The 25,435-nt window shown below is 61.4% G+C and carries 26 protein-coding genes and 3 pseudogenes; 13 read left to right on the top strand and 16 right to left on the bottom strand.

Features of this window, described 5'->3' with window-relative positions; translation table 11 throughout:
• Positions 1–529: 529 nt before the first annotated feature.
• From ACXJ16_RS22685 to ACXJ16_RS22665, 5 genes are read right to left on the bottom strand one after another with little or no spacing between them, the layout of a single operon-like run.
• Positions 530–1,489, bottom strand: a complete 960-nt coding sequence (locus ACXJ16_RS22685) for an aldo/keto reductase (protein ID WP_463922123.1) — start codon at positions 1,487–1,489, stop codon at positions 530–532.
• 23 nt (positions 1,490–1,512) lie between these two features.
• Positions 1,513–2,358 carry an alpha/beta fold hydrolase gene (locus ACXJ16_RS22680; protein WP_463922121.1) on the bottom strand — a complete coding sequence of 282 codons (846 nt, stop codon included), beginning with the start codon at positions 2,356–2,358 and terminating at the stop codon, positions 1,513–1,515.
• 2 nt (positions 2,359–2,360) lie between these two features.
• Positions 2,361–3,371, bottom strand: coding sequence for an NADP-dependent oxidoreductase (locus ACXJ16_RS22675; RefSeq protein ID WP_324699816.1), 1,011 nt, complete (start codon positions 3,369–3,371; stop codon positions 2,361–2,363).
• Between the two features lie 22 nt (positions 3,372–3,393).
• Entirely contained in the window at positions 3,394–4,485 is a 1,092-nt protein-coding gene (locus ACXJ16_RS22670; protein WP_463922119.1) for an alkene reductase, read from the bottom strand.
• Between the two features lie 35 nt (positions 4,486–4,520).
• Positions 4,521–5,300 (bottom strand): SDR family NAD(P)-dependent oxidoreductase, encoded by a 780-nt coding sequence (locus ACXJ16_RS22665; protein ID WP_463922117.1) that lies wholly within the window; start codon positions 5,298–5,300, stop codon positions 4,521–4,523.
• Positions 5,301–5,407: 107 nt separating this feature from the next.
• Here ACXJ16_RS22665 and ACXJ16_RS22660 point away from each other — a divergent pair, with 107 nt between their 5' ends.
• Both ACXJ16_RS22660 and ACXJ16_RS22655 read left to right on the top strand, forming a co-directional pair.
• Positions 5,408–5,959: a TetR/AcrR family transcriptional regulator gene (locus tag ACXJ16_RS22660; protein ID WP_185999993.1), complete on the top strand. Its 552-nt coding sequence runs from the start codon at positions 5,408–5,410 to the stop codon at positions 5,957–5,959.
• Between the two features lie 11 nt (positions 5,960–5,970).
• Entirely contained in the window at positions 5,971–6,117 is a 147-nt protein-coding gene (locus ACXJ16_RS22655; RefSeq protein WP_463923321.1) for a hypothetical protein, read from the top strand.
• A gap of 108 nt (positions 6,118–6,225) precedes the next feature.
• Here ACXJ16_RS22655 and ACXJ16_RS22650 read toward each other — a convergent pair.
• Positions 6,226–6,543 (bottom strand): annotated as a pseudogene (locus ACXJ16_RS22650) (site-specific integrase); the annotation flags it as partial.
• A 439-nt stretch (positions 6,544–6,982) separates the two neighbouring features.
• Here ACXJ16_RS22650 and ACXJ16_RS22645 point away from each other — a divergent pair.
• On the top strand, positions 6,983–7,165 hold the full coding sequence (locus tag ACXJ16_RS22645; RefSeq protein WP_185999992.1) for a CsbD family protein: 183 nt from the start codon (positions 6,983–6,985) through the stop codon (positions 7,163–7,165).
• A 154-nt stretch (positions 7,166–7,319) separates the two neighbouring features.
• Entirely contained in the window at positions 7,320–8,831 is a 1,512-nt protein-coding gene (locus tag ACXJ16_RS22640; RefSeq protein WP_463922114.1) for a sensor histidine kinase, read from the top strand.
• On the opposite strand, the gene ACXJ16_RS22635 is transcribed toward ACXJ16_RS22640, so the two are convergent.
• The 3 genes from ACXJ16_RS22635 to ACXJ16_RS22625 form a co-directional block, all read right to left on the bottom strand.
• Positions 8,814–9,212 carry a response regulator gene (locus tag ACXJ16_RS22635; RefSeq protein WP_185999990.1) on the bottom strand — a complete coding sequence of 133 codons (399 nt, stop codon included), beginning with the start codon at positions 9,210–9,212 and terminating at the stop codon, positions 8,814–8,816. The genes ACXJ16_RS22640 and ACXJ16_RS22635 overlap by 18 nt on opposite strands.
• Before the next feature lie 393 nt (positions 9,213–9,605).
• Positions 9,606–10,616 (bottom strand): alpha/beta hydrolase, encoded by a 1,011-nt coding sequence (locus tag ACXJ16_RS22630; protein ID WP_463922112.1) that lies wholly within the window; start codon positions 10,614–10,616, stop codon positions 9,606–9,608.
• Positions 10,613–11,383: a MerR family transcriptional regulator gene (locus ACXJ16_RS22625; RefSeq protein WP_463922110.1), complete on the bottom strand. Its 771-nt coding sequence runs from the start codon at positions 11,381–11,383 to the stop codon at positions 10,613–10,615. Before ACXJ16_RS22625 ends, ACXJ16_RS22630 begins: the two co-directional genes overlap by 4 nt.
• 251 nt (positions 11,384–11,634) lie before the next feature.
• Here ACXJ16_RS22625 and ACXJ16_RS22620 point away from each other — a divergent pair.
• The 3 genes and pseudogenes from ACXJ16_RS22620 to ACXJ16_RS22610 all read left to right on the top strand — a co-directional run bounded on the left by ACXJ16_RS22620 (position 11,635) and on the right by ACXJ16_RS22610 (position 14,238).
• A pseudogene (locus ACXJ16_RS22620) lies at positions 11,635–12,385 on the top strand (IS5 family transposase).
• 514 nt (positions 12,386–12,899) lie between these two features.
• The gene (locus ACXJ16_RS22615) at positions 12,900–13,025 is read left to right on the top strand and encodes a hypothetical protein (RefSeq protein WP_324700001.1); all 126 of its coding nucleotides are present in this window, start codon (positions 12,900–12,902) and stop codon (positions 13,023–13,025) included.
• A gap of 238 nt (positions 13,026–13,263) precedes the next feature.
• Positions 13,264–14,238 carry a DUF4410 domain-containing protein gene (locus ACXJ16_RS22610; protein WP_463922108.1) on the top strand — a complete coding sequence of 325 codons (975 nt, stop codon included), beginning with the start codon at positions 13,264–13,266 and terminating at the stop codon, positions 14,236–14,238.
• 23 nt (positions 14,239–14,261) lie between these two features.
• Here ACXJ16_RS22610 and ACXJ16_RS22605 read toward each other — a convergent pair whose 3' ends face one another.
• Together ACXJ16_RS22605 and ACXJ16_RS22600 are read right to left on the bottom strand one after the other, a co-directional pair.
• Entirely contained in the window at positions 14,262–14,927 is a 666-nt protein-coding gene (locus ACXJ16_RS22605) for a sensor histidine kinase (RefSeq protein ID WP_463922106.1), read from the bottom strand.
• Complete coding sequence (locus ACXJ16_RS22600) at positions 14,927–15,619, bottom strand: response regulator (protein WP_185999986.1); 693 nt, start codon at positions 15,617–15,619, stop codon at positions 14,927–14,929. The genes ACXJ16_RS22605 and ACXJ16_RS22600 overlap by 1 nt, the downstream gene beginning before the upstream one ends.
• A 187-nt stretch (positions 15,620–15,806) precedes the next feature.
• Here ACXJ16_RS22600 and ACXJ16_RS22595 point away from each other — a divergent pair, with 187 nt between their 5' ends.
• Complete coding sequence (locus tag ACXJ16_RS22595) at positions 15,807–16,850, top strand: sensor histidine kinase (protein WP_463922102.1); 1,044 nt, start codon at positions 15,807–15,809, stop codon at positions 16,848–16,850.
• Positions 16,851–16,876: 26 nt separating this feature from the next.
• Here ACXJ16_RS22595 and ACXJ16_RS22590 read toward each other — a convergent pair whose 3' ends face one another.
• From ACXJ16_RS22590 to ACXJ16_RS22580, 3 genes are all read right to left on the bottom strand, one after another.
• The gene (locus tag ACXJ16_RS22590; protein ID WP_463922100.1) at positions 16,877–19,159 is read right to left on the bottom strand and encodes a TonB-dependent receptor; all 2,283 of its coding nucleotides are present in this window, start codon (positions 19,157–19,159) and stop codon (positions 16,877–16,879) included.
• Entirely contained in the window at positions 19,137–20,072 is a 936-nt protein-coding gene (locus ACXJ16_RS22585) for a FecR family protein (RefSeq protein WP_463922098.1), read from the bottom strand. The genes ACXJ16_RS22590 and ACXJ16_RS22585 overlap by 23 nt, the downstream gene beginning before the upstream one ends.
• A gap of 91 nt (positions 20,073–20,163) precedes the next feature.
• Positions 20,164–20,691, bottom strand: a complete 528-nt coding sequence (locus ACXJ16_RS22580; protein WP_185999982.1) for an RNA polymerase sigma factor — start codon at positions 20,689–20,691, stop codon at positions 20,164–20,166.
• Between the two features lie 241 nt (positions 20,692–20,932).
• On the opposite strand from ACXJ16_RS22580, the gene ACXJ16_RS22575 reads away from it, so the two are divergent.
• Positions 20,933–21,406: an RcnB family protein gene (locus ACXJ16_RS22575; RefSeq protein ID WP_463922096.1), complete on the top strand. Its 474-nt coding sequence runs from the start codon at positions 20,933–20,935 to the stop codon at positions 21,404–21,406.
• A gap of 66 nt (positions 21,407–21,472) precedes the next feature.
• Here the strand turns inward: ACXJ16_RS22575 and ACXJ16_RS22570 are convergent, their stop codons facing one another.
• Both ACXJ16_RS22570 and ACXJ16_RS22565 read right to left on the bottom strand, forming a co-directional pair.
• The gene (locus tag ACXJ16_RS22570) at positions 21,473–21,982 is read right to left on the bottom strand and encodes a DUF2141 domain-containing protein (protein ID WP_463922094.1); all 510 of its coding nucleotides are present in this window, start codon (positions 21,980–21,982) and stop codon (positions 21,473–21,475) included.
• A gap of 112 nt (positions 21,983–22,094) precedes the next feature.
• Complete coding sequence (locus ACXJ16_RS22565; RefSeq protein WP_185999979.1) at positions 22,095–22,766, bottom strand: outer membrane protein; 672 nt, start codon at positions 22,764–22,766, stop codon at positions 22,095–22,097.
• Positions 22,767–23,092: 326 nt separating this feature from the next.
• Here ACXJ16_RS22565 and ACXJ16_RS22560 point away from each other — a divergent pair, with 326 nt between their 5' ends.
• From ACXJ16_RS22560 to ACXJ16_RS22545, 4 genes and pseudogenes are all read left to right on the top strand, one after another.
• A complete protein-coding gene (locus tag ACXJ16_RS22560) occupies positions 23,093–23,524 on the top strand; it encodes a hypothetical protein (RefSeq protein ID WP_463922092.1) in 432 nt (143 codons plus the stop codon).
• A gap of 74 nt (positions 23,525–23,598) precedes the next feature.
• Positions 23,599–24,372, top strand: a complete 774-nt coding sequence (locus tag ACXJ16_RS22555) for a transporter (RefSeq protein WP_463922089.1) — start codon at positions 23,599–23,601, stop codon at positions 24,370–24,372.
• A 120-nt stretch (positions 24,373–24,492) separates the two neighbouring features.
• Positions 24,493–24,885, top strand: coding sequence for a hypothetical protein (locus ACXJ16_RS22550; protein WP_185999976.1), 393 nt, complete (start codon positions 24,493–24,495; stop codon positions 24,883–24,885).
• A gap of 180 nt (positions 24,886–25,065) precedes the next feature.
• Positions 25,066–25,299: pseudogene (locus ACXJ16_RS22545) on the top strand (transposase); the annotation flags it as partial.
• Positions 25,300–25,435: the final 136 nt, after the last annotated feature.

Below are 25,435 nucleotides of genomic sequence, written 5' to 3'. Positions count from 1 at the left end.
ATCAACCCGGCACAGCACGAGGCGCACCTTAACGGGGCGGCTTCGTGATCGTGGTGCGTTGGTTGACGTTAACGCTTACGCGAGCAGCCGTATCAACCGCTCGTCTGTTGTTGCAGGTAGGTATATCAGATGACCGCGTCAACGAGGACGCTCTCTCATTCGGTGGTTTGTCGCGACGGACATCGGAATCTGCCGGCGACCGAAAAGCATCGATAAAAAGGTATATACCGCAGAGAGGCGATTGGGCCGCCGCTTTCCCAGTGCTCGATCATTTTCGAGACGGCCGCCGTCGACCCTTTGTGGCCGCTCAGGGTGCAAATCCTGATCCCAAAGTGCGGAAGGTCAGGTATTCCGGCAGGTATCGACCAGAATGTGTCGTTCATATTTGCCACCGGAAACGTCTCCTCTTGAGAGAAGCGGCCACTGCAACAATTCCATCAAGCTCTGGTCGTTTTCTGCGCAATATTCGGCGCGAAGCTTTGCCAGTCGGAGAGACGGACACCATTAGGCTCCGGCCTTCTGGGATTGATCAGACTTTCTCCCCTGCCGGGGGCGTGCTTGCAAGATCGAGCCTAGTGCGATGCTCCACCGAGAGCGATAATGCTGCGGCACCAAGGTTGCTCCGCGCCTGCTCAAGAGTGCGCGGTCCGATGAGCGGAACGGCGCTATGCCCCATGGCCCAAGCGATGGCGACGTGGTCCGGGCTAGTGTCGAGTTCCTCCGCGATTGCCAGCAGCGCATCGACCGTTGCAGTACGGATTGCACTATCTTCCGGTTGGAAGACGCGGCCGCCAAGGCCTTCCTTCCGGCCTGTATCGCCCTTGCGATACTTGCCAGTCAGCATGCCGCCACCAAGCGGCGACCAAGTGATGGGAGCGATGCCTAGCGCGTGGCATGCCGGGAACAGATCGGTCTCCGGTTCGCGGTGCACCAGACTGTGCTCGAACTGGGCAGCGGCAATCGGCACCGCATTTGTAAGAGCGGCGATAGTGGCGGCGTGGGCCAGTCGCCACGCGGGGAAATTGGAGAGCCCGGCATAGAGGATCTTGCCTGCGCGGGCTAAATCGTCGAGGCCGCGCACGATCTCTTCCGACGGCGTGGCCGTATCGGGATGGTGGACCCAGTATAGGTCAATCCGGTCGGTCTTGAGGCGCTTGAGACTGGCTTCGACCGAGGCGACCATCGCCTTGCGACTGTTGCCCGTGACGAGGCGGTTCGGCGCAGGCACGGCGCCGTTGGCGAACTTGGTCGCCAACACGAAATCTTCGCGGCGCCCCTTCAGCAGGTCGCCGACGATCTCTTCGGACTGGCCGAACTGATAGACATCGGCGGTGTCGATGAAATTTCCCCCCGCATCGACATAGGCATCGAAGATCGTGCGGGCGGCGTCAGCGTCGGCGCCATAACCCCAGCCGGTGCCGAAATTGCCGGTACCGAGCGCAAGGCTCGAAACCTGAAGGCCGGTGCGGCCGAACGTCACATAGTCCATGTTCGTATCTCCGTGTCGACCGCTCAAGCGGCGAGGAAGGCCCTGACCTTTTCGAGGAAGGCCTCATGATATTGAAAGATGCCGCCGTGCCCGGCATCGGGATACAGCACGAGATCGGCATTCGAGATGCGCCGCGCGAGTTCGCGCGAATTTTCGGTCGGGACCATGATGTCGTGATCGCCATTGGCCACAAGAACGGGTCGGCGGATCGTCTCCAAAGGTTGCGGCGCCTGACGCCCCCACGCCTCGATCGCCTTGAGCTGGCGTGCGAACGCGCTGAGCCCAACCGTCTTGTCGCGGTCCGCCTTGCGCATCTTCAAGCGGTTTAGAAATGCCTTGGCAGCGCTGCGGCTTTGCCTGCTCGCCGTGAAGAACAGATAGGTCTTGGGGTCGCGGAAGGTCAGGAGTCCATTCAGGATCAAGGGCCAAGAAACCGAACCGACCTTTTCGATATCGGCGCCGCCGGCCGGCCCGGTACCTGCCAATATCGCCCGCCGCACCAGATCTGGTGCATCGAGCAGGATCTGCTGTGCGACGAAGCCGCCGAGCGAAAAGCCGATCAGATCGACCTGTTCGAGGCCGAGCGCACGGATCGCTGCGACCATGTCCGCTGCCATTGCGGCAACGGTCAGCGGCGGTTCTCCGCCCGATGCGCCAATACCGCGATAATTCATGGCATAGACCGGCCTGTCGTGGGCTAATCCCGTGACAATGGGCGGATCGAAATTGTCGAGGTTCGCGCCCCAGTGGTTGAGCATCACCACCGGCACACCCGCTTCCCGTCCAAGGCGGCGATAGGCAAAGCGTGTCCCTGCCGCCTCGACATGGCGGGTCTGCACGGTGTTCCAGTCATCCCGGTGCTGTGTCATTATCAGGCCGTGCCCTTAAGACTAACGACGACCTTCCCCTTGGTGCGGCCGCCATCGACATAGGCCATGGCTTCATTCAGCAAGGAAAATCGGAAGATACGGTCGACAACGGGTCGGATCGTGCCATCCTCGATCAGCTTTGCAATCTCGCCAAGCTGACGGCCGTCGGCACGCATGAACAGGAACGAATAATCGACACCCACTCTCCTGGCCTTCCGGCGGATGCCCGCACTGATCAGGCGAAGGACGAGACGAAGCACGCCGTTCAGTCCCAGCGCCCGTGCGAAGGCCGGGTCGGGCGGCCCTGAAATCGAGATCAGTTGGCCGCCGGGTTTGAGCACCTTGAGCGAGGCCTCCAGCGTTTTGGCATCAAGACTGTTGAGCACGACATCGTAGCCCGACAGCAGCGCCGAGAAATCCTGCGTCCTGTAATCGATCACCACGTCCGCGCCGAGACTACGCACCAAGTCGGCATTGGCCGCGCTGGTCGTGGTCGCGACGGTGGCGCCAAGATGTTTGGCAAGCTGGATCGCGATCGTGCCGACGCCGCCCGACCCGGCGTGGATCAGGATTTTCTGCCCGGCCTTTAACTGCGCCTGTTCGACCAGCACCTGCCAGACGGTGAGCGCGACCAGTGGCAGTGAGGCCGCGTCCTCCATCGAAAGGTTGGCAGGCTTGTGGGCCAGATCGGCTTCGTTGACCGCGATGCGCTCCGCAAACGTGCCGATCTTACCATCGCGAGGGCGCGCATAGACGGCATCACCCGCCTTGAAGCGTCGCACCTTCGAGCCGACCGACAGGACGACCCCGGCCAAATCGTGACCCAGCACGAAAGGGGGCTTGTACGGCAGTATCGGTTTGAACGCACCGTCGCGAATCTTGCCGTCGAGTTGGTTGAGCCCAGTCGCCTGGATTTCGACCAGCACCTCGTCCGCGCTGGGTACCGGATCGGGCAGATCGCCGAGACGAAGGGTCTGCCCCTTGCCGTAGCGATCCAGAATATAGCCCTTCATGGCATCTTCCCCTTGTGGTCGATCACGCCGCCGTATCGGCGTTTGCTACTGGGTAATCGGTGTACCCCTTTGCGCCGCCGCCGTAGAGGGTGGCGGGATCGATATCGGCCAGCGCAGCGCCGGATTTCAGGCGTTCGACCAGGTCGGGATTGGCGATGAAAGGCCGCCCGAAAGCGATCACGTCAGCTTCGCCCTTCGTCAGATGCGCCTCGGCCAGCGCGTGATCGAAGCCGTTGTTGGCAATGTAGGTGTTGCGGAACGCTTTGCGCAGTGCTGCGAAATCGAACGGAGCGACGTCGCGCGGGCCACCGGTCGCGCCTTCGACGACATGGATATAGGCAATGTCCAGCTTATCCAACTGGGCGACAATATAGTCGAATTGCGCCTGCGGATCGCTGGACGAGATACCGTTAGCAGGCGACACGGGAGACAGGCGGATACCGGTGCGGTTTGCGCCGATCTCTCCGGCCACCGCCGCCACGACCTCGAGCATCAACCGGGCCCGGTTCTCGACTGAGCCGCCATAGCTGTCGCTGCGCTGGTTGGCGCCGTCCTTGGCGAACTGGTCGAGCAGATAGCCGTTGGCGCCGTGAATTTCCACGCCGTCGAAGCCGGCCGAGATCGCATTGGCGGCGGCCTGACGGAAGCTCTCGATGATGCCGGGGATCTCAGCGAGTTCCAGCGCGCGCGGCTCGGACACATCGGCAAAGCCGTTATTCACGAATGTCTTGGCATCCGCCCGGATCGCCGAAGGCGCCACAGGCGCTTCGCCGCCATGGAGATCGACATGGCTGACCCGCCCAACATGCCACAGTTGCACGAAGATACGGCCGCCCTTGGCATGGACGGCATCGGTCACCTTGCGCCAAGCGGCGATCTGTTCGGGTGTGTAGAGGCCGGGGGTATCCTGATAGCCTTGGGCCTGCGCTGACACCTGCGTCGCCTCGGTGATAATCAGCCCGGCGCTGGCGCGCTGGGCATAGTACTCAGCCGCAAATTCGCTTGGCACCAAGCCTGCACCTGCGCGGTTGCGGGTCAGCGGGGCCATCACAATGCGATTGGCAAGCCTAATACCGCCGAGGCCGTAGGTCGAGAAAAGCGTGGTGACAGTCATAAGCGGTCGTCCCTTTGTATCGATGTGGTGAATGTTCAGGCGACGTAGCGCGATGCCGGCTGCGTCGTGCCGAAGCCGGGGAGCATCGCCTTGCGGGCGCCATCGAAGACATCCCACAATGTGCCATCATGCAAAGGCGGGATGGTAACGCCCTCGCGCTTGTCGAAGCCGACCAGCGCCGCATCGACCAGATCGTTCACGTCCATCATCGCCGGCAGGTTTGCCTCGTCGGCACCGGCACGCCCCCACAATTCCGTGCGGGTCGCGGCAGGAAGTACCGCCTGAACATACACGCCCTTTGGCCCAAGCTCCAACACCAGTCCCTGCGACAGGAACAACACGAACGCCTTGGTTGCCCCGTAAACCGACATACCCAGTTCCGGCGCCAGTCCCACGACCGAACCGATGTTGATGATCGCGCCATCCCCGCGCGCGGCCAGACGGGGGGCCACTGCACTGGCGAGGCGCGTCACAGATGTGGTGTTGAGCGCGATCAACTGTGTGATCGCGTCCGTGGGCTGATCGACGAAGCTGCCGTTCAGACCAGCACCTGCGTTGTTCAGGAGGATGCCGATCCGGTCGTCATCGCGCAGCCGCGCCTCCACCGCTGCGATCTCGTCGGCGCGGGTCAGGTCGGCAGGCAAGATGTCGATCGACACGCCGTTCTGCGCGCGCAGGCCGGTCGCCAGCGCCTCCATACGGGCGACGTCGCGCGCAACCAATACCAGATCGTGGCCGCGCCGGGCGAACCGATCGGCATATGTGGCACCGATCCCGGTCGAAGCGCCGGTGATAAGAACTGCAGGTTTGGTCATCGCATTGCCCTTTTTCCAGAAAATCACTATATTCATGATGATCATCGCGTTTCTATAAATGTGATGACCATCATGAAAGTGTCAATGGGGACCGTGGAGATTTTTCGATGAGAGTCAGTCGCGAGCAGATGGTGGAAAATCGCGCACGCATCCTGCGTGAGGCTAGCCGCTTGTTCCGCGAGCATGGTTTCGCTGCAGTCACCGTAGCCGACGTGATGAAGGCTGCCGGGCAGACGCATGGCGGTTTTTATAGCCACTTCGCCTCGAAGGATGATCTGATCGCGGCGACTGTCGCCGCGGCGATGACGGGCGAAGGCAATGGCATGGCGGATCTGGAAACATGGACGGATGCCTATCTCTCGCCACTGCATCGCGATAATCCCAACCAGGGGTGCCCGACAGCAAGCCTTGCAGGACTGATGCGTCAACAAGCGCATGCAGCGCGCGGCGCGATGGCAGTTGGGCTGGAGGCGCAAATTGAACGTTTTGCGGCGGTCCTCCCCTGCGGCGATCATGCCGAACGCCGCCGCGACGCGATTGGTCGATGGTCGGCGATGGTGGGTGCGGTCGTGTTGGCGCGTGCGGTGGACAATCAGGCACTCTCGGACGAACTGCTTGCCGAGACGCGCGCCTGGCTCTCCGAGAAGGCCACGGGATAAGGGAGACCGACATGAACGTGACGCAGGATCTCGCCGACCTTGATGGCCATGGCCAGCTGGCAGCGTTGATGGTGGCAAACCGCCATCCACCGATCGGAGAAACGCTTGAATTTTGGCTGGTCGAATTGGAGCGAGGACGCGTGGTCTTCGAAGGCTGACCATCGCGTAAGGTGTTCAATCCGATCGGCTCGGTTCACGGCGGCTATGCTGCCACCTTGCTCGACAGTGCCTGTGGCTGTGCCGTGCATTCCAGTCTTCCCGTCGGACAGGGCCACCCGAGCATCTGGCAGCAGTTCGAATTGAACTGGCCGGCCTGTTTTCTGCTGCATGACTATGGCCCGTGTTCGGATCTGCCCGCCGCTGACAAGGTCGCCGACCTTCATCTGCACCAGGTCGCAGCCCCGAAGCTTGCTGTCGATCGCCAGATCGAACAGTGCACGATCTCGCAGGCGGCGGCGCTGGTTGAGATAGAAGCGGATTTCCCAGATATGTTTCGGTTTCAGGGCCCGCTTTGCACCCACGGCCCTTCCGGCATTCCAAACTGGGCGCTTGGCGGCGCTGAGTTCGGTTTCAGACATCTCCATGGTCGTTCTCCTTTGGCCAAATTGGCCATCTGCAGAACGCGTGCTGACGATGATTCGAAAGAATGACCTTGGGGCTCGTGCCGACCACGTACGGCCGTTCGGCCCCGTCCAATGCATGGCTGATTTAGCCGAGAGCCGTCGATTGGAGCGCCTCAAGCGGCGGGGTGCCGTCCTACGCCGGACATTCGTGCCCAAGCGGATTCGGCGGGCCATGCTTAGCCCAAACGGGCGATCCATTGCGCGCAAAGTCAAACCGACCCCCTGGACTAAGGTCCGAACGCGAGCATTGCTCAGACCTGACGTCGTGTGCCTTTGTTGGCCTGCGAGATGGCGCTGCGCATTCGGCCATTGCGAAGCGAAAGAGCCTAGGAACCTAACCTAACGGGCCGGGTTCTCCGTGAGGGCCACGCTCTGAGCCCGGGTAAGGAAGGACGCCGTCATGGGTGAGTTCACGGACAAGGCAAATGCCGCTGGAAACAAGATCGCTGGCAACCTGAAGGAAGCGGTCGGCAAGGCAACTGATAACGAAAGGCTGGAAGCCGAGGGCAAGGCCCAGCAGTTGAAGGGAACGGCTCAGGACGTGAAGGGCAGCGTGAAGGGCGCGCTTGGCGACAAGATCTGATCCACACTGCGAATGGCCGCTCTAACGCACTGGAGCGGCCATCGCGTTTGTATATTCCAGAATTCTGATCGTTCGGCAAATCGCTCGGTGCAGAACCATATCAAAGCCAGATGTCAGCGGTGCCCGCTGTCGCGCCGGAAAGCCCCTTGAAACAATGTCATATGCACTAAGTCTCACGGCCCAAACGCACGAAGAGCTGAAACGGCTTGGTGATCTTCAGGCATTCGATCTCGAAGGGCTCGAGGACAACCCTGTGCTGAAGTCGGTGACAGATTTTGCCGCCAATTTGTGTGACACGCCGATTGCCTTGGTCAGCTTCGTCGAGCGCGACCGGCAATGGTTTCCGGCCAAAACCGGCCTGGATGCCCGGGAAACGCCCCGAGAAACATCGTTCTGCGTGCATACGATGCAAGGGCAGGGTATCATGATTGTGTCGGACGCCGCGAGCGATCCTCGGTTTCTCGACAATGCACTTGTCGTCGGGGAACCCGGCATCCGGTTCTACGCCGGAGCGCCTCTGGTCTCGGAAGACGGCGTTCAGCTTGGTGCCTTGTGCGTAATCGACCGGAGCCCGCGCAGCGATCTGACTCCCGTTCAGCGTGAAGGCCTACAGGTGCTTGCGACGACTATCGTGGTTCAGCTTGCCGAGCGGCGATCCCGTCGCCGCCAGAATGCGGAACTTGGAGAGCAGGAATCCAAGTTCCGCATTCTTGCCGATACGATGCCGCAGATGGTGTGGTCGACCCGTCCGGACGGTTTCCACGACTATTACAACGCGCGTTGGTACGAATTCACAGGTATGCCGGCCGGCTCCACCGATGGGTCCGGGTGGAACGGCATGTTTCATCCTGACGATCAGGACCGGGCATGGAGCGCTTGGCACCATTGCCTGGAGACCGGGGATCCCTATGAAATTGAATACCGGCTCCGCGATGCCAGCGGTGAGTACCGTTGGACCTTGGGGCGAGCCTTGCCGATCCGCGACAGGAACGGAGCTATTACCCGGTGGTTCGGAACGTGCACGGACATTCACGATCACAAGATGAGCCAGGCTCAGCGCGAGATCGTCGCGCAGGAACTGAGCCATCGGATCAAGAACATCTTCTCAGTCATCAGCGGCCTCATCAGTTTCTCGACACGCCAGCGCCCCGAACTGGCGGACGTGGCTGGTGACCTGCGCAATCGCATCCTTGCGCTCGGGCGGGCCCACGACTTCGTCAGGCCGCACAGCGAAGCATCGCGACCCGAGAAGCGACCGAACAGCCTGTCGGGGATGCTGGCCGATCTGTTAGCCGCCTATGCCGAACGCGTCACCATCAGCGGCGAGGAGATGATCATCGATGACCATTCCGCGACGCCGCTGGCTTTGACGTTCCATGAGTTGGCGACGAACGCGGCCAAGTACGGCGCACTTGCAGCCACTGACGGTTCCGTGTCGATTGTCTGCACGATCGAAAACGATCACGCCTGCATCGTATGGATCGAGCGCGGAGGAGCTGTGGTCTACGAACCTTCCGACTACGGCTTCGGCAGCAAGCTTATCGAACTGAGCATGATGCGGCAAATGGGCGGCACGATGGAGCGCACCTGGTCGCAACAGGGGTTGGAGGTTCGCTTTGAGGTTCCGCTTTCCGCAATGCTGAGACGATCAAATCGCGGTCCGTAGTTCAATGACGCCCTCGTGGGTGAGGGAGACATTCTCCGCTCCCGCCGCGACCGCAACTGCTGTCAGGATGGCATCGTCCGTGAATGGCTTGCGGATGCAAGCGAGCGCAGTGGAGGCAGGATTGCCGATTTGGGCAGGATTGGCCGTCACGTAAACCACGCGCACGCCGTACTGCTCGGCAAGTTCGCGCGCAATAACGGGACCCGTCGGGCCATCGCGGAGATTGAGATCGATAAGCGCTAGATCGGCTTTGTCGCCGGCGCGCAATGCCTCCTGGCGATCGGCGGCGATCGCAATCACGCTATAGCCGGCTTCCTCGAGTATGCGTTCAATTTCCATCGCTATGAAAATTTCGTCTTCGACGATCAGCACCGACTTCAATGTTTGGATCCTTGCAGCCTAACGGATGACAAATGCCGGAAGCGGGATGTCGTTCCCCATACATGGCCAGTTCGGCCCCAGTCCTATTGGCGCCACAGGGGCATTCTCGCGGTAAGGTCCATTCGTTACGAAAGGCCGGTTCGTCCGATGCACGCTGGTAGCTAATGATCTCGCATTCAAGGCTCGCTGCAGATTTCGGCAATTGTTTTGTCGGTTGGCGACCAACTCAAGCCATTTCGACACCGAAACGCGAACGACCGGTTGCATCAGGTCCCGACATAGCGGCTTTCACCTGATTGTCGTCGCTCAATGCCGCTTTCCTGCAAAGGATCGGATTTTGAAAAAGCAGATACCCTTCCCAAGATCCGTCAATGACCTGGCAATTGAGAAAATTTACCGCCTCAGATGGCTGGCCCATTCGGCTATGACGTTAGCGACGGCTGGATCGCTTTGCGTTTTTAGGCCCATCGATTGCATCGGCGTCAGGCCCGGAGGAGCGACCTTGTAGAAGTGCGTTAGGTTCGGGAATGTCGCGACCTCCGTTGGCAGGGTAGTCCTGCCGGCACGCAGCATGTCGGCGTGCGCTGCCGGGACGGAATCATCTCGGCCGCCTTGAACGATCAACACCGGGGCTTTTACTTGTGCCAGCGCGACAATCGGATCGACCCGATCGGCGCTGCGCAAATAGGCGAGCCCAGGTTCGGGCATGGATGCAAGCATGCCGGTCTGCGGGTCGGACTTTGCCTCGTCCGAGGGAGCCTCGCCAGCCCGGATGGCAGCCGCTGTGCGATCGAACATCGTCATATCGGGCGCGACGTCGGGAGGTGACATGCCAGCGACTTGCGCGCGGAGGATCGACAGGATTGGCAGGGCGGGGCCGGAAAGGCTGACGACACCATCTATCCCGGTGCCAGCGCGGCCTGCTGCGAGCAGCGATGCGACCACGGAACCCTCACTATGCCCAGCGACGATGACCGGCCGCGTCTGGACGGTACGGCGCAGTAGGTCTAGCCCGGCCTGTGCGACCTCGACCCGAGTCAGAAAGTCGATATGCCGTCGCGCCGCCTCGGCATCGATCGTGCGCGAGCCGGTGCCAGGTCCGATCTTGGCCATTCGCAGGACGACAAAACCACGCTCGCCGAGTTGCCTCGCAAGGTCGGCATAGGCGCGTGGCCGCACGTTCATAGACGGATAATTGCCGTCCACGTCGCTGTAGAGCGATCCAGGCAAGAGGAGGACCGCGCCGTGTGCGGTGCCCTGCGGCATCGTGAAACGGCCCGCGATCTCGACACCCGACACAGTGACGGTCGCATCGCGCTCCTGCGGAGCGGCGGCCTGTAGATTACTCCCGGTCATGCATGTGACTCCGACAATCATGGTAGCGAGGAGGGCGCGGCGGTTCATCGAACGCCCTCGTGAAGAGTGGTCCGGGCGTAGTGGGCCATCGCCTGTTCCATGAAGACGGCCATGCGGGGATGCAGGGCATCGTACATCGATCGGAAATCCGCATGATCGGCGTACATCCGGCCCAAGGAGGCATAGGCCTCTGCATCGGGCAGCCATGAACGACATACCCAGCGGTAGTGTCGGCCGATCCATCCGTGCGCCGCATCCGAGGAAGGGGGGCCCCCTGCCTCGATCAGAGCGATTATGCCTGCGTGAATGGCATTGATCTCCGCTTTGAAATCGAGCAGTTGGGCCGGTGACAGGCCGTCCATCCTCGTCTTGGCATCGCGTATCGCTGCATCACCAACATCGCCGAAACGGGCCACGATCTCCGCTTCCCATTGGACCTGTTTCTCAGCCGACACTCCATAGAAGAGGCGGTAGTCATCCAGCGCCTTGCCAGCATCGAGCGATGCTAGCGTCCGGTCGATCGTCTGCGCCAGATCGCGTCGCTGGGCGATCTCTTCTTCAACGCGACGGCGCAAATCGAGCAGCGCGGCGCGGGTGTCGAAATTGGGATCATCGAGGATGCGGGCGATCTCTGCAAGCGGCAAGCCAAGTTCGCGGTAGAACAGAATGTGCTGAAGGCGCATCATCTCCGTCTGCCCGTAATAGCGGTATCCATTCTTACCGACGTCGGGCTTCAGTAGTCCGATATGATCGTAATGGTGCAAGGCGCGAACGCTGACGCCCGACGCTTTCGCTACCTGTTTGACCGTCCGCATGACTTCGCTCCGAATCGCTATGCCACGTTTGTGGGGGATGACGTTGCGTCATTGTCAAGGCGTCGGTGCGACTGTAGTTCACTTTCCCTGGTTGGGAACGTTCAGCGAGTATGCGTGCCTGATAATCGAGTTGACGGTCGCGGACGGACCCCATTTTCCTATAATCTGTCCCCAAATTGCCAGTTTCCTAGGCTCAGGACCCATTGATTGGCAGGCGGCGATATGATTCAGGCTCCGCGAGGAGACTGAGTATGAGCGACCTGTATTGGCTGAGGGATGAGCAGATGGCGCGTCTGTCGCCGTATTTTCCCAAGAGCCATGGAAAGCCACGGGTTGATGACCGGCGGGTCCTGAGCGGGATTATCTTTGTCAACCGGAACGGCCTGCGTTGGCTGGATGCTCCCAGGGAATACGGTCCCCACAAGACATTGTATAACCGCTGGAAACGGTGGGGCGAGATGGGTGTGTTTGCTCGGATGATGGAAGGCCTGTCCGCCCAGAGGGCCGAACCCCAGACCACCATGATCGACGCGACCTATCTCAAGGCTCACCGCATGGCTTCCAGCCTTGGGGTAAAAAAGGAGGCCTCGGGCGCCTGATCGGGCGGACCAAGGGCGGCATGAACACCAAGCTTCACGCCGTCACCGTTGCCAACGGCCGTCCCTTGAGCTTCTTCATCACGGCTGCCCAGATCAGTGACTACACGGGCGCGGCGGCCCTGCTCGACGACCTGCCAAAGGCGAAGTGGATGCTGGCCGATCGGGGTTATGACGCCGAATGGTTCAGGGACGCGCTTGAGCAAAAGGGCATCAAGCCGTGCATTCCAGGCCGCAAATCCCGCTCCATGCCGGTCAAATACGACAAGCGCCGATACAAGCGTCGTAACCGCATTGAGATCATGTTCGGTCGCCTCAAGGACTGGCGCCGCGTCGCAACCCGCTCGATCGCTGCCCAACCGTCTTCTTCTCGGCCCTCGCTCTCGCCGCCACCGTGCTCTTCTAGCTGTAATCAGTGAGTCCTGAGCCTAGTGGCTCGTCGCATGCCGCCGGCCAGATAGGCATTGCGCTCCGCCTCGACCCCGTTTTTGCAATTGATGGCGGGAGCGATCTGGCGGCAGGTTCCCACGAAAACAAACGTTGCAAACGACACCGCGCTGTCTGATCGCTGTGTGCAGCACGAAGTCCTTCGGTTCGAACATCTGTTGACGCCTCGATATCGAATTGCCCCTGAAGCATTTGGTCAAGACTTGTTCAGCTGGCGATGATTGCTCCATCGCTGCTCCACATGCCGTGTTTAAGAAGACGGTCGGTTTTCAACCTGACTGGAAAAAGCGATGCATGCGGACCTTGCGAGAATTTCAATCGAATCGGCGTCACGATCTGAATTCTGGAAGACGTCAAGATCGCCAGCTCCCTCCTGCAGGCGACCGTTACTCTGGCCGCTGACGGCAGGATTGGCTGCCGGTTCGATATGTTTTCTGTCGGGGTGCGGGCTGGCGACATTGCCGGTTAAAGCAGTGAGCAAGACGGTCGACTGGACGACCACCAGTCAGGACGAAGCGGATCGTAATCGCGGGCGAGAGATGCGCAAACGCGATGCGGCCTATAGTGAATGCGCGCGGCGGCACTTGTCGGACTGCTAGTTACGCGCCTTGTACTCTAATCATTCCAAATAAACTGGCAGGCTTGGCCGTGCGCGAATGCCGCGCCCGGGTTTCATTAAGCGTCGGGACTTGCGCGATCGTCGGTGTCTGCCTGAAACAGTAAGGCAAGAAAATGTATTGTCTTCGCCATAACGCCTGGTCGTCGCGTCTGGCGTACTGGCTCGTTTTTGCTGCCCTGACGATAGGCTCTACCGGACAAGCAGTGCGAGCCGAAGTCTTGAGCGACGACACCGGTACATTCCATCATGGAGCTATGATGTCGGCACCGGTCGTCGTTGAAGGTGCGGTGAATATCATCGGTTTCGCTGGTTTGGCGGCAGGCACGGCCGGGCGGCTGGAGATCGATGGTGATCTCATCCGCTTCACCGGCAAGACGGCGTATGGCGTGATTCCCATGGATGCGGTGCGCGGCATGTCTCTGGAGCACTCCAACAAGGGGCTGATGCGCGGCGTCAAAGGCAATATTGCGAGCATGGCGCCGCAGGCAGGGCAAATTTACAGCATGATCAGGCCGGGTGCGGAGACACTGACACTGTTCTACGTCGATGAGCGCCAGGGATTTCACGGCGCCGTCCTGCTCTTGCCGAAGACGAGCAGGCAAAGCGTGCTTCAGGCCTTCGACCAGGCGGGCATCCAGCCTGCGTCGGTTATGGACGATCGCCTTGGTGATAGTCTGCGACCTGATGGCGTGCGCTTAGCGGCACCGGGTCACCGCCCTCGCGAGCATAGCGTTCGGATAAACCTGCCCGGTTCCAACGGTAAGCTGCCACCAGCCTTTGTAGCGGCGACTTACGAGGAACTGGTCGTACAATTGAGAAAGAGCAGCATGTTCGAGACCGTCTGGCGGCAAGGTGACATACGCAGCGATGACGATGCTTCCATGCTCGACCTGGACGTCACGCAGTACAAGAAGGGCAATGCTGGAGTACGTGGGGCGTTGCCCGTTGTCGGCATGGTAGCCGGCAAGACGCTCGTCCGGGCCGACCTGCGATTTATCGACGCCCAAGGCACCGTGGTTGTGCAGCGGGAAGTGAAGGGTTCGGTGCGCATGATGGGTGAAAGCATCGCTGCGAGCAAAAGTCTCGCGCAGCGTGTCTCCGCTGCGCTCAAGAAGGAAGCGGGCCATTTTGAGGACGCTGCGCTTGGGTATGACACGTCTCATGCTTCCGAGATTGCCAACCAGGATCGGTGACGAGGCCGACCTGGCTGATATTGCTATGGGGCGAGGGTCAGCTGCAGCACACGGCCCTCGCCTCCAGTCGCAGCCGTGATCGCAAGTGTTCCGCCGTGAGCATCGACGATCGCCGCCGCCACAGCCGGGCCGATGGCGCAGGTCATTTTTGTGCCCGCCCTGCCGTCGGCGGGCGAAAAGGGAATAAGCAGGTCCTCGTCTTCGCCGGGCAAAAGCTGATCCGCCGCGCCCGTGATACGCAGTACCGGCTGCGGGAACACTTCCACTTCGACAGTCAGGCACCCGCCTGACGGCGTGCGATCGACAAGATGTCGCAGCAGGATCGAGACAGCCTGAACAAGGCACGCGAAGTCTCCCCGTCCCCGCGCCGTTCTCGTGTTCCCTACAATTTCCACGGCGGCCGCCTGCGCGATCGGCTGCACATCCGCAATGGCACGCTCCACGACAAGCGCCAGATCAATAGGCCGGACGTCCAATGATATTTCGCCCGAGTGGGCCCGGGTGAACAGGCTGACTTCCTCGACGCTGCGCAGGACCTGATCGACGAGTTGCAGCAGACGGGCGCATTCCCCCGTAGATGGCACCATCACCGCATCGTCCAGCGCATGAAGCCTCCCTTTCAGGATCGTCAGCGGGGTTCGCAGTTCGTGGGCGAGGGCGGCTGCGAAGATATGGCGGCCTTGTCGCATTACCCTTCCAGCCAAAGGCGATACCCTACACCCCGTACTGGCTCGATAATGTCCGCGCAGCCGGCTACTACCAGCTTCTGGCGCAGTTTGGAGAGGTGACTGTCAATGACGCGGTCGTAGGCTTCGCTGCCCGGCGCTGCCGCCTCCAACAATTCGGCTCGGGTGAACGCGCGGCGCGGATAGCGTGCCATATGCGCGAGAATGGCGAACTCGGTCGGCGTCAGGTTGAGACGTACGGAGATGGCATCCTCGCCTGCACAGCTAACAACCCTGGCCTCAAGGTCGATCTCTAGCGGTCCGATCGTCAGCCGCTTGGGTTCGCGCTCACCATTCGCGCGGCGCAGAACGGCGCGGATGCGCTCGATTACCTCCGAAGGATTGAAAGGCTTGATGACATAATCGTCGGCGCCGATGCGAAAGGACGATAGCTTGGAGACGTCGTCGTCGACGGCCGTCAGCATAATGACCGGCGTGTCCGTGCGGCGCCTGATTGCGGCAAGAACGTCCAGTCCGTCGCCGCCGGGCAGGCCGATATCCAGGAGCACCAGATCCGGCCCACCCTGGTGATGGGTCATCACCGCCTCGTTGACCGAGGAGGCCCTCAATGCCTGCATTCCTGCCCGCTCGATGTACGCAACCAGAAGTTCGGCGATCTCCCGCTCGTCTTCCACCACCAGAATCTTCGACGTCATTCTTCCACCTCGCGCCCCATATGGACGCGATCGATGGAGGAATCGTGGAGAAACCGCGCTGCTGGCACCGCGCGGTCAAATCGGAAGCGCGACGAGCGGAATAAGTTATCGATCAAGTGAAGGTAGGGTGAGAACGCTGCCGGGCCGTCTCCCGCTTGGAAAGACACTCTTTCGTGACGGAACAGGCATGAAACCTTCATCGCTATTGACATTCGGCGGCCCTACAAGCGGCAGTAGTGGTGCTCAGATTGCTGTCTCGCTGCGGTATTCGCAGACAGGCGCCCGTCTGCAGCGAAGCGCCCGTCTGCCCGTTTTCCTTCCTGCCTGGAGCGCAATGTCGGTACCAGATGCCGTTCATCCGGCGCAGCGCGGGTCTGGAACCGGTGAGGGCGCGTGCAAAGAGCAGGGCAACCGGTGGCTGGCGGCAACGCTGATCGCTTTGGGATCCGTCGTTCACAATCGGCTGGTCCTGGATGCCGTGCGTGTAGTCGTCCGGTGGCTGCGGCTTAAAAGAAAAGCCGTGGCAACGCAAAAGACCTCCGAGGCGGCGCATACACGCGATCGGCGCATGATGATAACGGCAGGTGTGACCCATGAGCTGCGCACGCCGCTGACCATCCTCAAAGGGCGATTGCATGGTATCGAGGACGGCGTCATCAATCCTGATGTCGGTGAAACGTCGCGCCTCCTGCGTCAGGTCGAGCATGTGCTAGCCATCGTCAACGATCTCGATACCCTGGCCCAATACGAGCTCGGTCGCATCACGATGAACCGCCGCAGCGTCGATCTCTGCGAGATCGTGGGCGGGGTGGTGGCCGACCTGAAACCGCTGCTCGCGCGCCACGATGTGACGATCGTCGAGGACTATGCCCCCGTCGTTCTCTATGCCGATCCAGTGCGGCTCACGCAGATCGTGACTAATCTGGTCACCAACGCGGCAAAACATTCGGTTGCCGGTGGCCAAGTCCTGGTCAGGATCACCGTCCAGCGAGGCGATGTAGTGATCAGTGTGCTCGACGAGGGGCCGGGCTTTGCCCCTGAAGATAAAGAGAGCTTGTTCGCTCCGTTCTGGCAGTCGGAAGCCACGATCAGGCGTCCGGGATGTTCCGGCACCGGAATGGGTCTGGCGCTGTCGGCTCGGCTAGTGGAAGCCCATGGTGGGCGCATCACGGCTGAAAACCGCAGCGATGGTCCTGGAGCCCGCTTCGACGTGATGCTCCCTGTCTCCTGAGGTGCTGTGCCGATAGGGCCAGGCGCTCAGAAGCTGCGCTCGATCCGGATCATCAGCGTGCGCGGTCTGGGCGGCGTGCGCTGCGGCTGGGTTCGATAAGTAAAGGGATTACCGAAGGCAAATGTGTTCCGGCTACTATCCAGGAGGTTGGAAACGCTTGCTACGAGACGCCAGCCATCGCGGCCGGCCATCATCCCTGAGCCGAGCATCCACAGCGAGGGCATGTCAAGCGGACGGGTGGGATCATACCCCAGACGCGAGCTCCCCGAATAACTCGCGGACAGGTATGCTCCCAGATTCCAGCTTCCGATCTTTCCGTCCCAACTCAGCCTTGCCTTGGCGGACCTGTCCGGTAGCACGGGCAGGCGTAGATCGTCATCCTCGATGAGACCGGAACGCAAGCGCCCGTGCTGCCTGATCAACGACACGTCGAGACCAAAGCCCCCCCAATGCCCCTTGGATCCGAATTCCACGCCGAGATTGCGGGCATCGCCGATGTTGGTCGTGACCACCAGGCCATCGAGGCCGACGCGGTCGCTCTGGACATTGCTCCAGCGCAAGGCGAAGGCGGAGAGATCAAGATCGAGATGGCCGTCGAGCAGTGACATCCGGCTCCCCAGTTCAACGTCCTGCAGCCTGTCTGCCTGAAACGTCGTCAGCTCTCCGGCCGCATCCAGGCTGCGGCCTCCCGCGCGCACTGCCGTACCATATCGCAGCCAGACCAAGGCGCCATCACGGGGGCGCCACGACAACGAAAGGCTGGGGGAAAAGCCGTTCTGGTCTATAGACGGTCCCGTGGTCGCACGCGGATCATCCCAGATGTTGGAAACGTAGGCTCTCAGGCCGGCAGTGAGGTCCAGCACCGAGTTCAAGGCCAGTGTACCCTCTGCATACGCCGAAGCCTGCAAATTGAGATTGGCCTGGATGCGACTGGCGACGGGAGCGGTCGACGGCGCTACGAACAGGCCCTGAGTGACGTTGATGGCATCTATGACCGAAACGCCGGCCAACCAGTGAAACCGCCCTTGCGCTCGGCTCAGGCGAAATTCCTGGCTGATCAGATAGACGCGCCGCGTCTCGTCATAGAAAGTCGCTTCAGCTGCGGACTTCGTGCTCCCCGTGCTGCCGGCATCGTAGTGGCTGACCACGCGGTTGTTTTCGATCGTCGTGGATGACAGGAAATCCAGCCCGCCGATCGGCCCGCTGGCTTCGATCCGGACAAGCGTGAAGTCGTTTTCGCTGGGCTCCAGTATCCGGGAGACGCGGGCCATTCCTTGCGTCGCATACTGCGCATCGCGGGTCTTCAGGTTCTGCTTTACGATCGACAAGTCGATGGTCCAGTCAGGGCCAGGCTTCCAGCGGAGATTTAGGCGGCCACCTTCCATATGCGAACTGTTGGTATTGGTTCGGCCAAGCGCTGGATGATCGATCCAGCCTCCCTCCTGCTCGGCATAGCCAACTGCCCGCAGGCCGAGCGTGTCCTTCACCAAGGGGATATTCACCCAGGCTTCGCCTGCGCCACCCATGCCGCCATGGGCGACGTCCGACGCTTCGAGAGCTATCGAGCCGGCGGTGCGGTCCAATTGCGGTCGATTGGTGACGATGCGCACGATCCCGCCGAGCGCCCCCGCTCCGTAAAGCGTTCCTTGTGGTCCCCGAATCACTTCCACCCGGTCGATATCGACCAGGCGCAGGTCGGGGTCAGGCAGTGCGAAGTTGATCCGGGCATCGTCGAGAAACAGGCCGACGGTGGACTGCGTCGGACCATTGAACGGACTGTCGGCCACACCGCGCAGGAACAGGCGTTCGCGCCCTGGGCCCAGATGGGTCGAAAAGACGCTGCCGGCTTCCTCGGCGATATCGCTCGAGCCGCGCGCACTCGATGCGCCGGCGAAGCGCTTACCGCCCAGGACTGAGATCGAGACCGGCGCATCCGAGAGCCGGAGGTCGCGCTTCAGCGCTGTCACGACGATGTCAACTGGAGGGGGCAGTAGAGGAGGAGGCGGCGGTGGGGACGGTCGGGGCGCCACTACCTTGGGCACAGGGCGCTGCCGCACTAACTGCCATAGTGTGGGCGCAACCCGGCGGGCCCGCCAGTCCGAGCCGGACAGAAGCCGATCAAGCGCGGTCTGAGGCTCCATCCGCCCGCGCACGGCAGGAGTACGCAGATCGGGGAGTCGCCCCTGGACCGCCACCGAAATACGCAACTGCCGAGAGAGGACGTTGATCGCCGACTGCAGCGAGCCGGCAGGCACATCGACGAGTACCGTATTGGCGGCTGCCGGGTCAGCGACCAGCGCGAGCGACAAGGCGAATACGCCCGCCGCTACGCTGTGCCTCGACCGGGAGTATCGCGGTAATCTGGTCGACAAGATCGGAGCCATTCGTAATGGAGAATACGCCTGAAAGCTTGAGATTGGCGACGCCCGGATCGACTTCTACCGGAACATTTACATGGCGCGCGAGATCCGAAGCAACCGTCGAAAGCGAGGCTTCGTCATACACCAGCCTGCCGTTCCGCCAACTTCCTACGGCTTCCGGGGTAATTCGCTCGACCGTACTGGAGCCGGTCTGCTCGTCGCCCTCGAAAGCTTGCCCTGCCTTGAGGTGTGCCGCCGCGTCGCCGTGCCATGATATATCGACAAGCCCCTGTTCCACGGCCACGAAAAGCTTGCCCTGATTGCGGGCCACGGTGAAGCGCGTACCGATGTCGCGCACGATGAAGTCGCCCGACGCGATCTCCAGCTTGCGGGGTGCGTTGCCGCGTATGTCGAAATAGGCTGCGCCCTTGTCCATCCGCACATGTCCGCCCGATCCCATCGCAAGCTGGCTTCGTGCGTCGAGATGTATCTGGCTGCCCTGGCCCAAATCGATAGTCTTTTGCGCATTTGCCGTCGCATAGACGGTCGCGTTGTCGCCCGCAGGACGTGTGAGGAGGGGAACGCTGGCGACCAGCGCCACAAGGGAGGCGGCAATGGCGCCACCGATCCACCACGGACGCATTGATTTTGTCGAATGGGGCACGACCTTGGCCGCTTCGAGCACACCGTTGTACCGCGCCCATTCAGCCACCTCGGTGTCCAACATCGCTAGCCGGTCGTAGGTCGCCTGGTGACTGGGATCGGCATCGAGCCAGGCGGCGAATTCTTCCCAGTCGACGTCGCCGCCCAGGACCTGCGCGTGCCAGTCCGCTGCGTCATACTCGGTTCGGGGGTCACGCATCTGCATCACCGCTGGGGCCTTATGTTGTCCGGACACCTGTATCTGTAGAGAGACGACGCGGTCATGGTTCCACCCCAGCTTGCTTCTATCGTCATTCGCTGATTTCCCTGCCCAGGTGGCGCAGGGCGGTCGCCATGTGTTTTTCCACGCCCTTGCGCGAAATTCCCAGCTGGCTGGCAATCTGGGAATGACTGAGCCCATCGATGCGGTGCAGGCGGAAGACCTGCGCCGCGCCTGGGGGCAGTGCGGCGATCGCGGCACCGATCTGCTCGGCCCGTTGGCGCGCCGCCACTTCGGTGAAGGCAGATGGGCGCTCATCAACGTAGTCCTCACCCAGACGGGAGGTGTTTACTTCCGCCCAGTCCTGTTCTCGCCGCGCCCGGCGCTGCCGCTCGCGGGCCCGGTCGACCACGAGATTGAGGCCGACGCGGTGGAGGTAGCCCAACGGATCTCCGACCGGCCCGGAGCTGAGGGCGATGCGTAGATAGATTTCCTGAACGATTTCCTCGGCCTCGGCACGATCGCGCGTGCGGCTGGTGAAGAAGCGCAGCAAGCGATCCTTGTTCGCGATGAACGCGCCCGCGAGACCGGGGGTAATATCGGGCGGCAGATCAGCCATAGTCTTCCCGCATCATCCTTTGCGTCCGATGTCGCTCCGAGCGTGATCTATCAAGCGATGCGTCCCGATCCATACGCCGACCTATGGCGCGACATGATGGAGGAACCGTGGAGACGGCGTTCTTCATCCTACGTCCATCAAAGCCGCGTCCAAAATCCATCCCCCTCCGATAGCTGTCTCCCACGCGGCGGATACAGGCTCGTCAGCACCTGTGCTTACGCATTTACAAGGAGCAGTCAAAATGAAGTTACCGGTTTTTGCGGCATTGGTCGCCATTTCCCTGCCGGCGACCGCAGCAACCTCGGCCGCGCAAACTCACGAACTTCGCCGAGATCGGCAGGATATACGTGAGGCCGAGGACAACCTCGACCGCGCTCGGCGCTACGGTGAACGCCGTCATTTGCGAGAGGCGCAAAAAGATCTGCGGGACGCCCACCGGGAATATCGCGCAGACTGGCGAGAACATCGTGTGCGAAACAGAAACCTTTACGCGCGCGGCGATTGGCATGCACCTTTCCGCTACCAGTGGTTCGTGCCGGGCGCGGGCATCGGGCCGGGCTATTACAGCCGCAGGTATGACATCGGCGACTTCCGCCGCTATCATCTGCCTGTTCCGCCGCGCGGCGCCCGCTGGGTCCGGCACTATGACGACGTCGTATTGGTTGATTTTAAGAACGGTCGCGTCGTGAACGTGATCCACGATTTCTTCGGATAGCAGGCGCAGCCCGCCGGCGAGCCGAAAGGCTCCTCGGCGGGCTTCTCGCGCGTATTGTCGCTGATGCTACCTGTTGAACATCATGAAGCCGCCTAGGCCGTTGAGGTACTGCATCCTGACGGCAACGCTGCGGGGCGTATTGCCCACGAATATCGTGGCCTGCTGCACCTTCGGGCGTGACCTGCCGATCGATCGCGCCGCGGGCAGGGCGGCCCCGTCCTTGGATATGCTGAACTTGTCCTTTCCGTCCCGGTTGTGGATGATGATGAGAGCGTAAGTCCCAGCTGCCGGAGCGATGACGCACAGCCTTGGCGGGTCGGTGGGGCTGATCGGGATGGTGACGCGCCGGAAGGTCTTGCCGCTTTTGACCAGGTCTTCGGCGTCGTCCAGGAAGTCGGTCTCGTTGGCGGGATAGAGTTCTGCCACCAGCATGCCGATGCGATCCTTGAGACCTTCTACCTCGATCTCGAGGGCAGGACCCTTGCAGTTCGCGATCGTAGCTGCATGTGCGGGCTTGCCGCTGGCCGCCATCAGGATCGTCATCCCGGCAAGAGCGTACGAGATAGGTTTGCGCATCACGCGTCTTCCACGAATGGGCAGGGTGATGCCACGCCGCCCCGAGGGCGACGTGGCATTCCTTCGGAGCGACCCGATGGCTTATTTCGAAAGCTCCGAAAGGGCGAGGCGATCAGAACTTGTAGCGAACGCCGAGCGTGCCCGACAACGTGCGCATGGTTGGCTCGTAGACGGCCGGAACGCCGTTGTTGACGCCGTCGAACTTGAGCCCGCTGATCTGCGTGTAACGGCCGCCCAATTCGACCGTGACCTTGGGCGCGACCTTGATGCCGACGCCGGCGTCGACATGCCATAGCAGGCCCCAATCCTTGCCCGAATAGCTGCTGGTGTCGCCCAGGAGTTCATCCGTACGGCCCAGGCTCGCATCGACGCGAGCGGCGCCGACGCCGCCGCCGATGTAGGGTTCGACGATCGATCCGGTCGGGATGTCGACAAATGCACCGATCGAAGCGAACATCGCCTTGTTGCGGCCGCTGCCAGAATAGTCATCGTCGCCAAGGCCCTTGGCCTTCAGGCTCATGTAGCCGCCAGTCTGCTCGACACGGACAGGGCCGAAGTCGTAACCGCCGCCAAGTTCGCCAGTGAAGCCGGATTTGTATTTCGTCTTGTCGTCGAAGGTTGCCGAGGCCGGAAGGTCGCTGTCGTCGAACCTCTGATCAGGCTTCACCGCCATGCCGACACGTGCGACGGCGTAAATGCCTTTGTCGTCCTCGGCATGCGCCGCCGTTGCCATTGCCGGCAGCATCAGGGCACCCGCCACGCTCAACATCGTCCAATTACGCATTTGCTTGTCTTCCTGTTTGCACGACGTTCAACTGCGAACGGCGTTTGTCAGCAAATGGGCGCGAGCCGTGTAGCCGGTTCGTATGTTCGATGGAGAGTCGATGGATATCGGCAGATTTTCGGGCTTCGATGAGAAATCGCGAGTTTCCAGCTCCTTGCAAATCAAAAGCAACGCCTGAGCGCCGCAAAACCACGGTTCGCCCCTATGCGGGTACGTCGCAACAAGACCTCCACCGGCTCTCCACGACGCGGTGCTGACGAGGCGGCGCATCGCGAACTGTCTGCAACGCGGCAGCCGGGCGATGCGCAACGCACCGGAGAACCATCATGAAGAAGTCAGTCTTTTCTATTGTTCCCGTCGCCGCCCTCGTCGCCATCTCGGGCTTCGCTGGTAACGCTTCGGCGCAGACTGCGCAGGAGGCCCGCCAAGCCGCCATCGTCGCGACCCAGGTAACACGCGCGGCGGCCGTGAAGACAGCAGCCGACGCGCGAGCTTTGGCAACCGAATCGTCGGCAGAAATCCGCGCCGCCGCCAAGCAGGCGGCTGCAGAGGCGCGTACGAAGGGCGCCGAGTTCGCCCAGTCGGCGCAGGAAGCTCGTGTCGCAGCCCGGCAGTCAGTGGAGGAAGCGCGCGCCAGCGCAAAGCAGGCTTCGCAGGACGCCCGATCAGCCGCGCGCCAGGCCTCCGATGAGGCCCGCGCCGCTGCCAAGCAGGCGGCGCAAGACGCCCGCGCCGCCATAGCGGCAGCTCGCGGCTGACAGTCATCGGCAGCCTGTAATCCAGGAAGTGGAGCGCGCTTCCGCGCGCTCCACTTAGTTTAATGGGAGCGAACATGACAAAGTACAAAGCGCTGGCGGTTACCGGCGCGATGCTGGGGCTGATCGGCGCAGCTCAGGCCAAGGCAAATAGCGGCGACGGCATTGCCGCGAGCGTCGGCGGTGACTTCTCCAGCGGGACGTATGGCGACACAAGGACCGATATTCTCGTGGTGCCGTTGGCGTTGCGTTACCGCGCCGGGAATTTGCGCGTTACGGTCGCTCTTCCGTGGCTGCATATCGCCGGCTCGTCTGCCGTGGTGTCCGACGGCGACGGCGGCGTCATCATTGATCCGCATGCGCCGGGTTCATCGCGCAGCGGTGTCGGCGACATGAGCATTGCGGGCGCCTATTCCATTCCGGAAGAAGCTCTTGGTCTAAGGTTGGAGATGGGCGCTAGGGTGAAGCTGCCGACCGGTTCGCGGGCCAAGGCGCTCGGCACCGGTAAAGTGGATTTTGCATTGTCCGCCGAAGTCAGCAAGACGCTTGGCAAATCCACGCCTTTCATTAGCGCGGGTTACCGTCTCCCCGGCCAGCCCAAGGGCTCAGATCTGCGAAACTCTTGGTCAGCTTCGGCGGGCAGTAGCCTGATGATCGGCAAATCGGTGCTGATTGGATCCTACGACTACCGTCAGGCAAGCAGCGAGTTGGCTAGCGGTTCGCATGAAATCTTTGGCGCATTTAGCGCGCCTGTGTCGCACCGCCTGACGTTGACCGTCTATGGCAGTGGCGGATTGAGCAAAGGAGCACCGGCCTACGGCGTCGGATCCAGCCTCACTCTGAAAATTTAAGGTGACGATCCTCGTAGCCCTCCGAAGAAGAATGGCATCCTGCCTCCACACAACCTCCATCGTGTCTGGGTATGCACAACCACAATACTTCAAAACGTGCTTTGAATGAGGATATCACCCATGCGTTTGTCGATCATCACGGCCTCGACCTTCTTGGCTTCGGCTGTCCTTCTCCCAACGTCGGCTAATGCCCAGGCTGCCGGTAAATGGCGAGTGACTGGCGAGATCAACGGCAAGGCTTTCACTGTGGACTGCCAGTTCGGTGAACAGGGCGTCCGGCTCGCCGGAGCGTGCATCGATGTATCGTCCGAGGAAGGTAAAACCAAGCCGGGCAAGTCTCACGTCCTGACCAAGGGCATGGTGCAGGGCCAGACCGTCAGCTGGACCTACCCGACAAAAGTCATGATCATGTCGGTGGATATCAACTTTGCCGGCAAGCTTGATGGCTCGCATATGCGCGGCACTGTCAGCGCCAAAGGCCGCGAAGGGACGTTTTCTGCAACGCGGCTTTGATGCTTGAAGCGCTTGAACGCCGATCACTCGGCAGCCGGCATTTCTGCGAGGCGCCGGCGAGGCTACCCGAGGCCGCCGCGCTCGTCACCGCCGAGTTCGCAACGCTACGTCTGCGGCTCATTGAGTAGCCCCTAGATTTTTGGATGCCTTCTATCCTAATTCTGACGACAAGAGACGACGATGGGGAAGCCGAACTTCAGCGATGAGTTCAAGCGCGATGGGGTGGCCCAGATCACCGAACGTGGGTATCCGGTAGCGGAGGTATCCGAGCGGCTCGGCGTCAGTCAGCATTCGCTGTATGCCTGGAAGCGGCAACTGGCGGAGGTGGTGTCTGGCGATGCCGGCAAGGATGCTGAGATCCGCCAGCTGAAACGCGAGCTCGCCAGGGTGACCGAGGAGCGCGACATCCTAAAAAACCGTCCCGGGTCTGGCCCGCCTGCGCGCGGTAGAAACGGGTTGTGTTATGGTGCCGACTGGAGGGTCGCGGCCGATAGCTTATTGGTAGCATGATACCCCGTTAAAAAAACGTGGCCCGTGGGCATTTGCGCAC

The sequence above is a fragment of the Novosphingobium sp. TK71 genome (assembly GCF_055361505.1).
This window is presented reverse-complemented; position numbering and strand designations above follow the sequence as displayed.

Excerpts from the sequence above, each read along its gene's own strand:
- ACXJ16_RS22685 (WP_463922123.1), bottom strand. The coding sequence starts at position 1,489 with ATGGACTATGTGACGTTCGGCCGCACCGGCCTTCAGGTTTCGAGCCTT.
- ACXJ16_RS22680 (WP_463922121.1), bottom strand. The coding sequence starts at position 2,358 with ATGACACAGCACCGGGATGACTGGAACACCGTGCAGACCCGCCATGTC.
- ACXJ16_RS22675 (WP_324699816.1), bottom strand. The coding sequence starts at position 3,371 with ATGAAGGGCTATATTCTGGATCGCTACGGCAAGGGGCAGACCCTTCGT.
- ACXJ16_RS22670 (WP_463922119.1), bottom strand. The coding sequence starts at position 4,485 with ATGACTGTCACCACGCTTTTCTCGACCTACGGCCTCGGCGGTATTAGG.
- ACXJ16_RS22665 (WP_463922117.1), bottom strand. The coding sequence starts at position 5,300 with ATGACCAAACCTGCAGTTCTTATCACCGGCGCTTCGACCGGGATCGGT.
- ACXJ16_RS22660 (WP_185999993.1), top strand. The coding sequence starts at position 5,408 with ATGAGAGTCAGTCGCGAGCAGATGGTGGAAAATCGCGCACGCATCCTG.
- ACXJ16_RS22655 (WP_463923321.1), top strand. The coding sequence starts at position 5,971 with ATGAACGTGACGCAGGATCTCGCCGACCTTGATGGCCATGGCCAGCTG.
- ACXJ16_RS22645 (WP_185999992.1), top strand. The coding sequence starts at position 6,983 with ATGGGTGAGTTCACGGACAAGGCAAATGCCGCTGGAAACAAGATCGCT.
- ACXJ16_RS22640 (WP_463922114.1), top strand. The coding sequence starts at position 7,320 with ATGTCATATGCACTAAGTCTCACGGCCCAAACGCACGAAGAGCTGAAA.
- ACXJ16_RS22630 (WP_463922112.1), bottom strand. The coding sequence starts at position 10,616 with ATGAACCGCCGCGCCCTCCTCGCTACCATGATTGTCGGAGTCACATGC.
- ACXJ16_RS22625 (WP_463922110.1), bottom strand. The coding sequence starts at position 11,383 with ATGCGGACGGTCAAACAGGTAGCGAAAGCGTCGGGCGTCAGCGTTCGC.
- ACXJ16_RS22605 (WP_463922106.1), bottom strand. The coding sequence starts at position 14,927 with ATGCGACAAGGCCGCCATATCTTCGCAGCCGCCCTCGCCCACGAACTG.
- ACXJ16_RS22600 (WP_185999986.1), bottom strand. The coding sequence starts at position 15,619 with ATGACGTCGAAGATTCTGGTGGTGGAAGACGAGCGGGAGATCGCCGAA.
- ACXJ16_RS22595 (WP_463922102.1), top strand. The coding sequence starts at position 15,807 with ATGAAACCTTCATCGCTATTGACATTCGGCGGCCCTACAAGCGGCAGT.
- ACXJ16_RS22585 (WP_463922098.1), bottom strand. The coding sequence starts at position 20,072 with ATGCGTGACCCCCGAACCGAGTATGACGCAGCGGACTGGCACGCGCAG.
- ACXJ16_RS22580 (WP_185999982.1), bottom strand. The coding sequence starts at position 20,691 with ATGGCTGATCTGCCGCCCGATATTACCCCCGGTCTCGCGGGCGCGTTC.
- ACXJ16_RS22575 (WP_463922096.1), top strand. The coding sequence starts at position 20,933 with ATGAAGTTACCGGTTTTTGCGGCATTGGTCGCCATTTCCCTGCCGGCG.
- ACXJ16_RS22570 (WP_463922094.1), bottom strand. The coding sequence starts at position 21,982 with ATGCGCAAACCTATCTCGTACGCTCTTGCCGGGATGACGATCCTGATG.
- ACXJ16_RS22565 (WP_185999979.1), bottom strand. The coding sequence starts at position 22,766 with ATGCGTAATTGGACGATGTTGAGCGTGGCGGGTGCCCTGATGCTGCCG.
- ACXJ16_RS22560 (WP_463922092.1), top strand. The coding sequence starts at position 23,093 with ATGAAGAAGTCAGTCTTTTCTATTGTTCCCGTCGCCGCCCTCGTCGCC.
- ACXJ16_RS22555 (WP_463922089.1), top strand. The coding sequence starts at position 23,599 with ATGACAAAGTACAAAGCGCTGGCGGTTACCGGCGCGATGCTGGGGCTG.
- ACXJ16_RS22550 (WP_185999976.1), top strand. The coding sequence starts at position 24,493 with ATGCGTTTGTCGATCATCACGGCCTCGACCTTCTTGGCTTCGGCTGTC.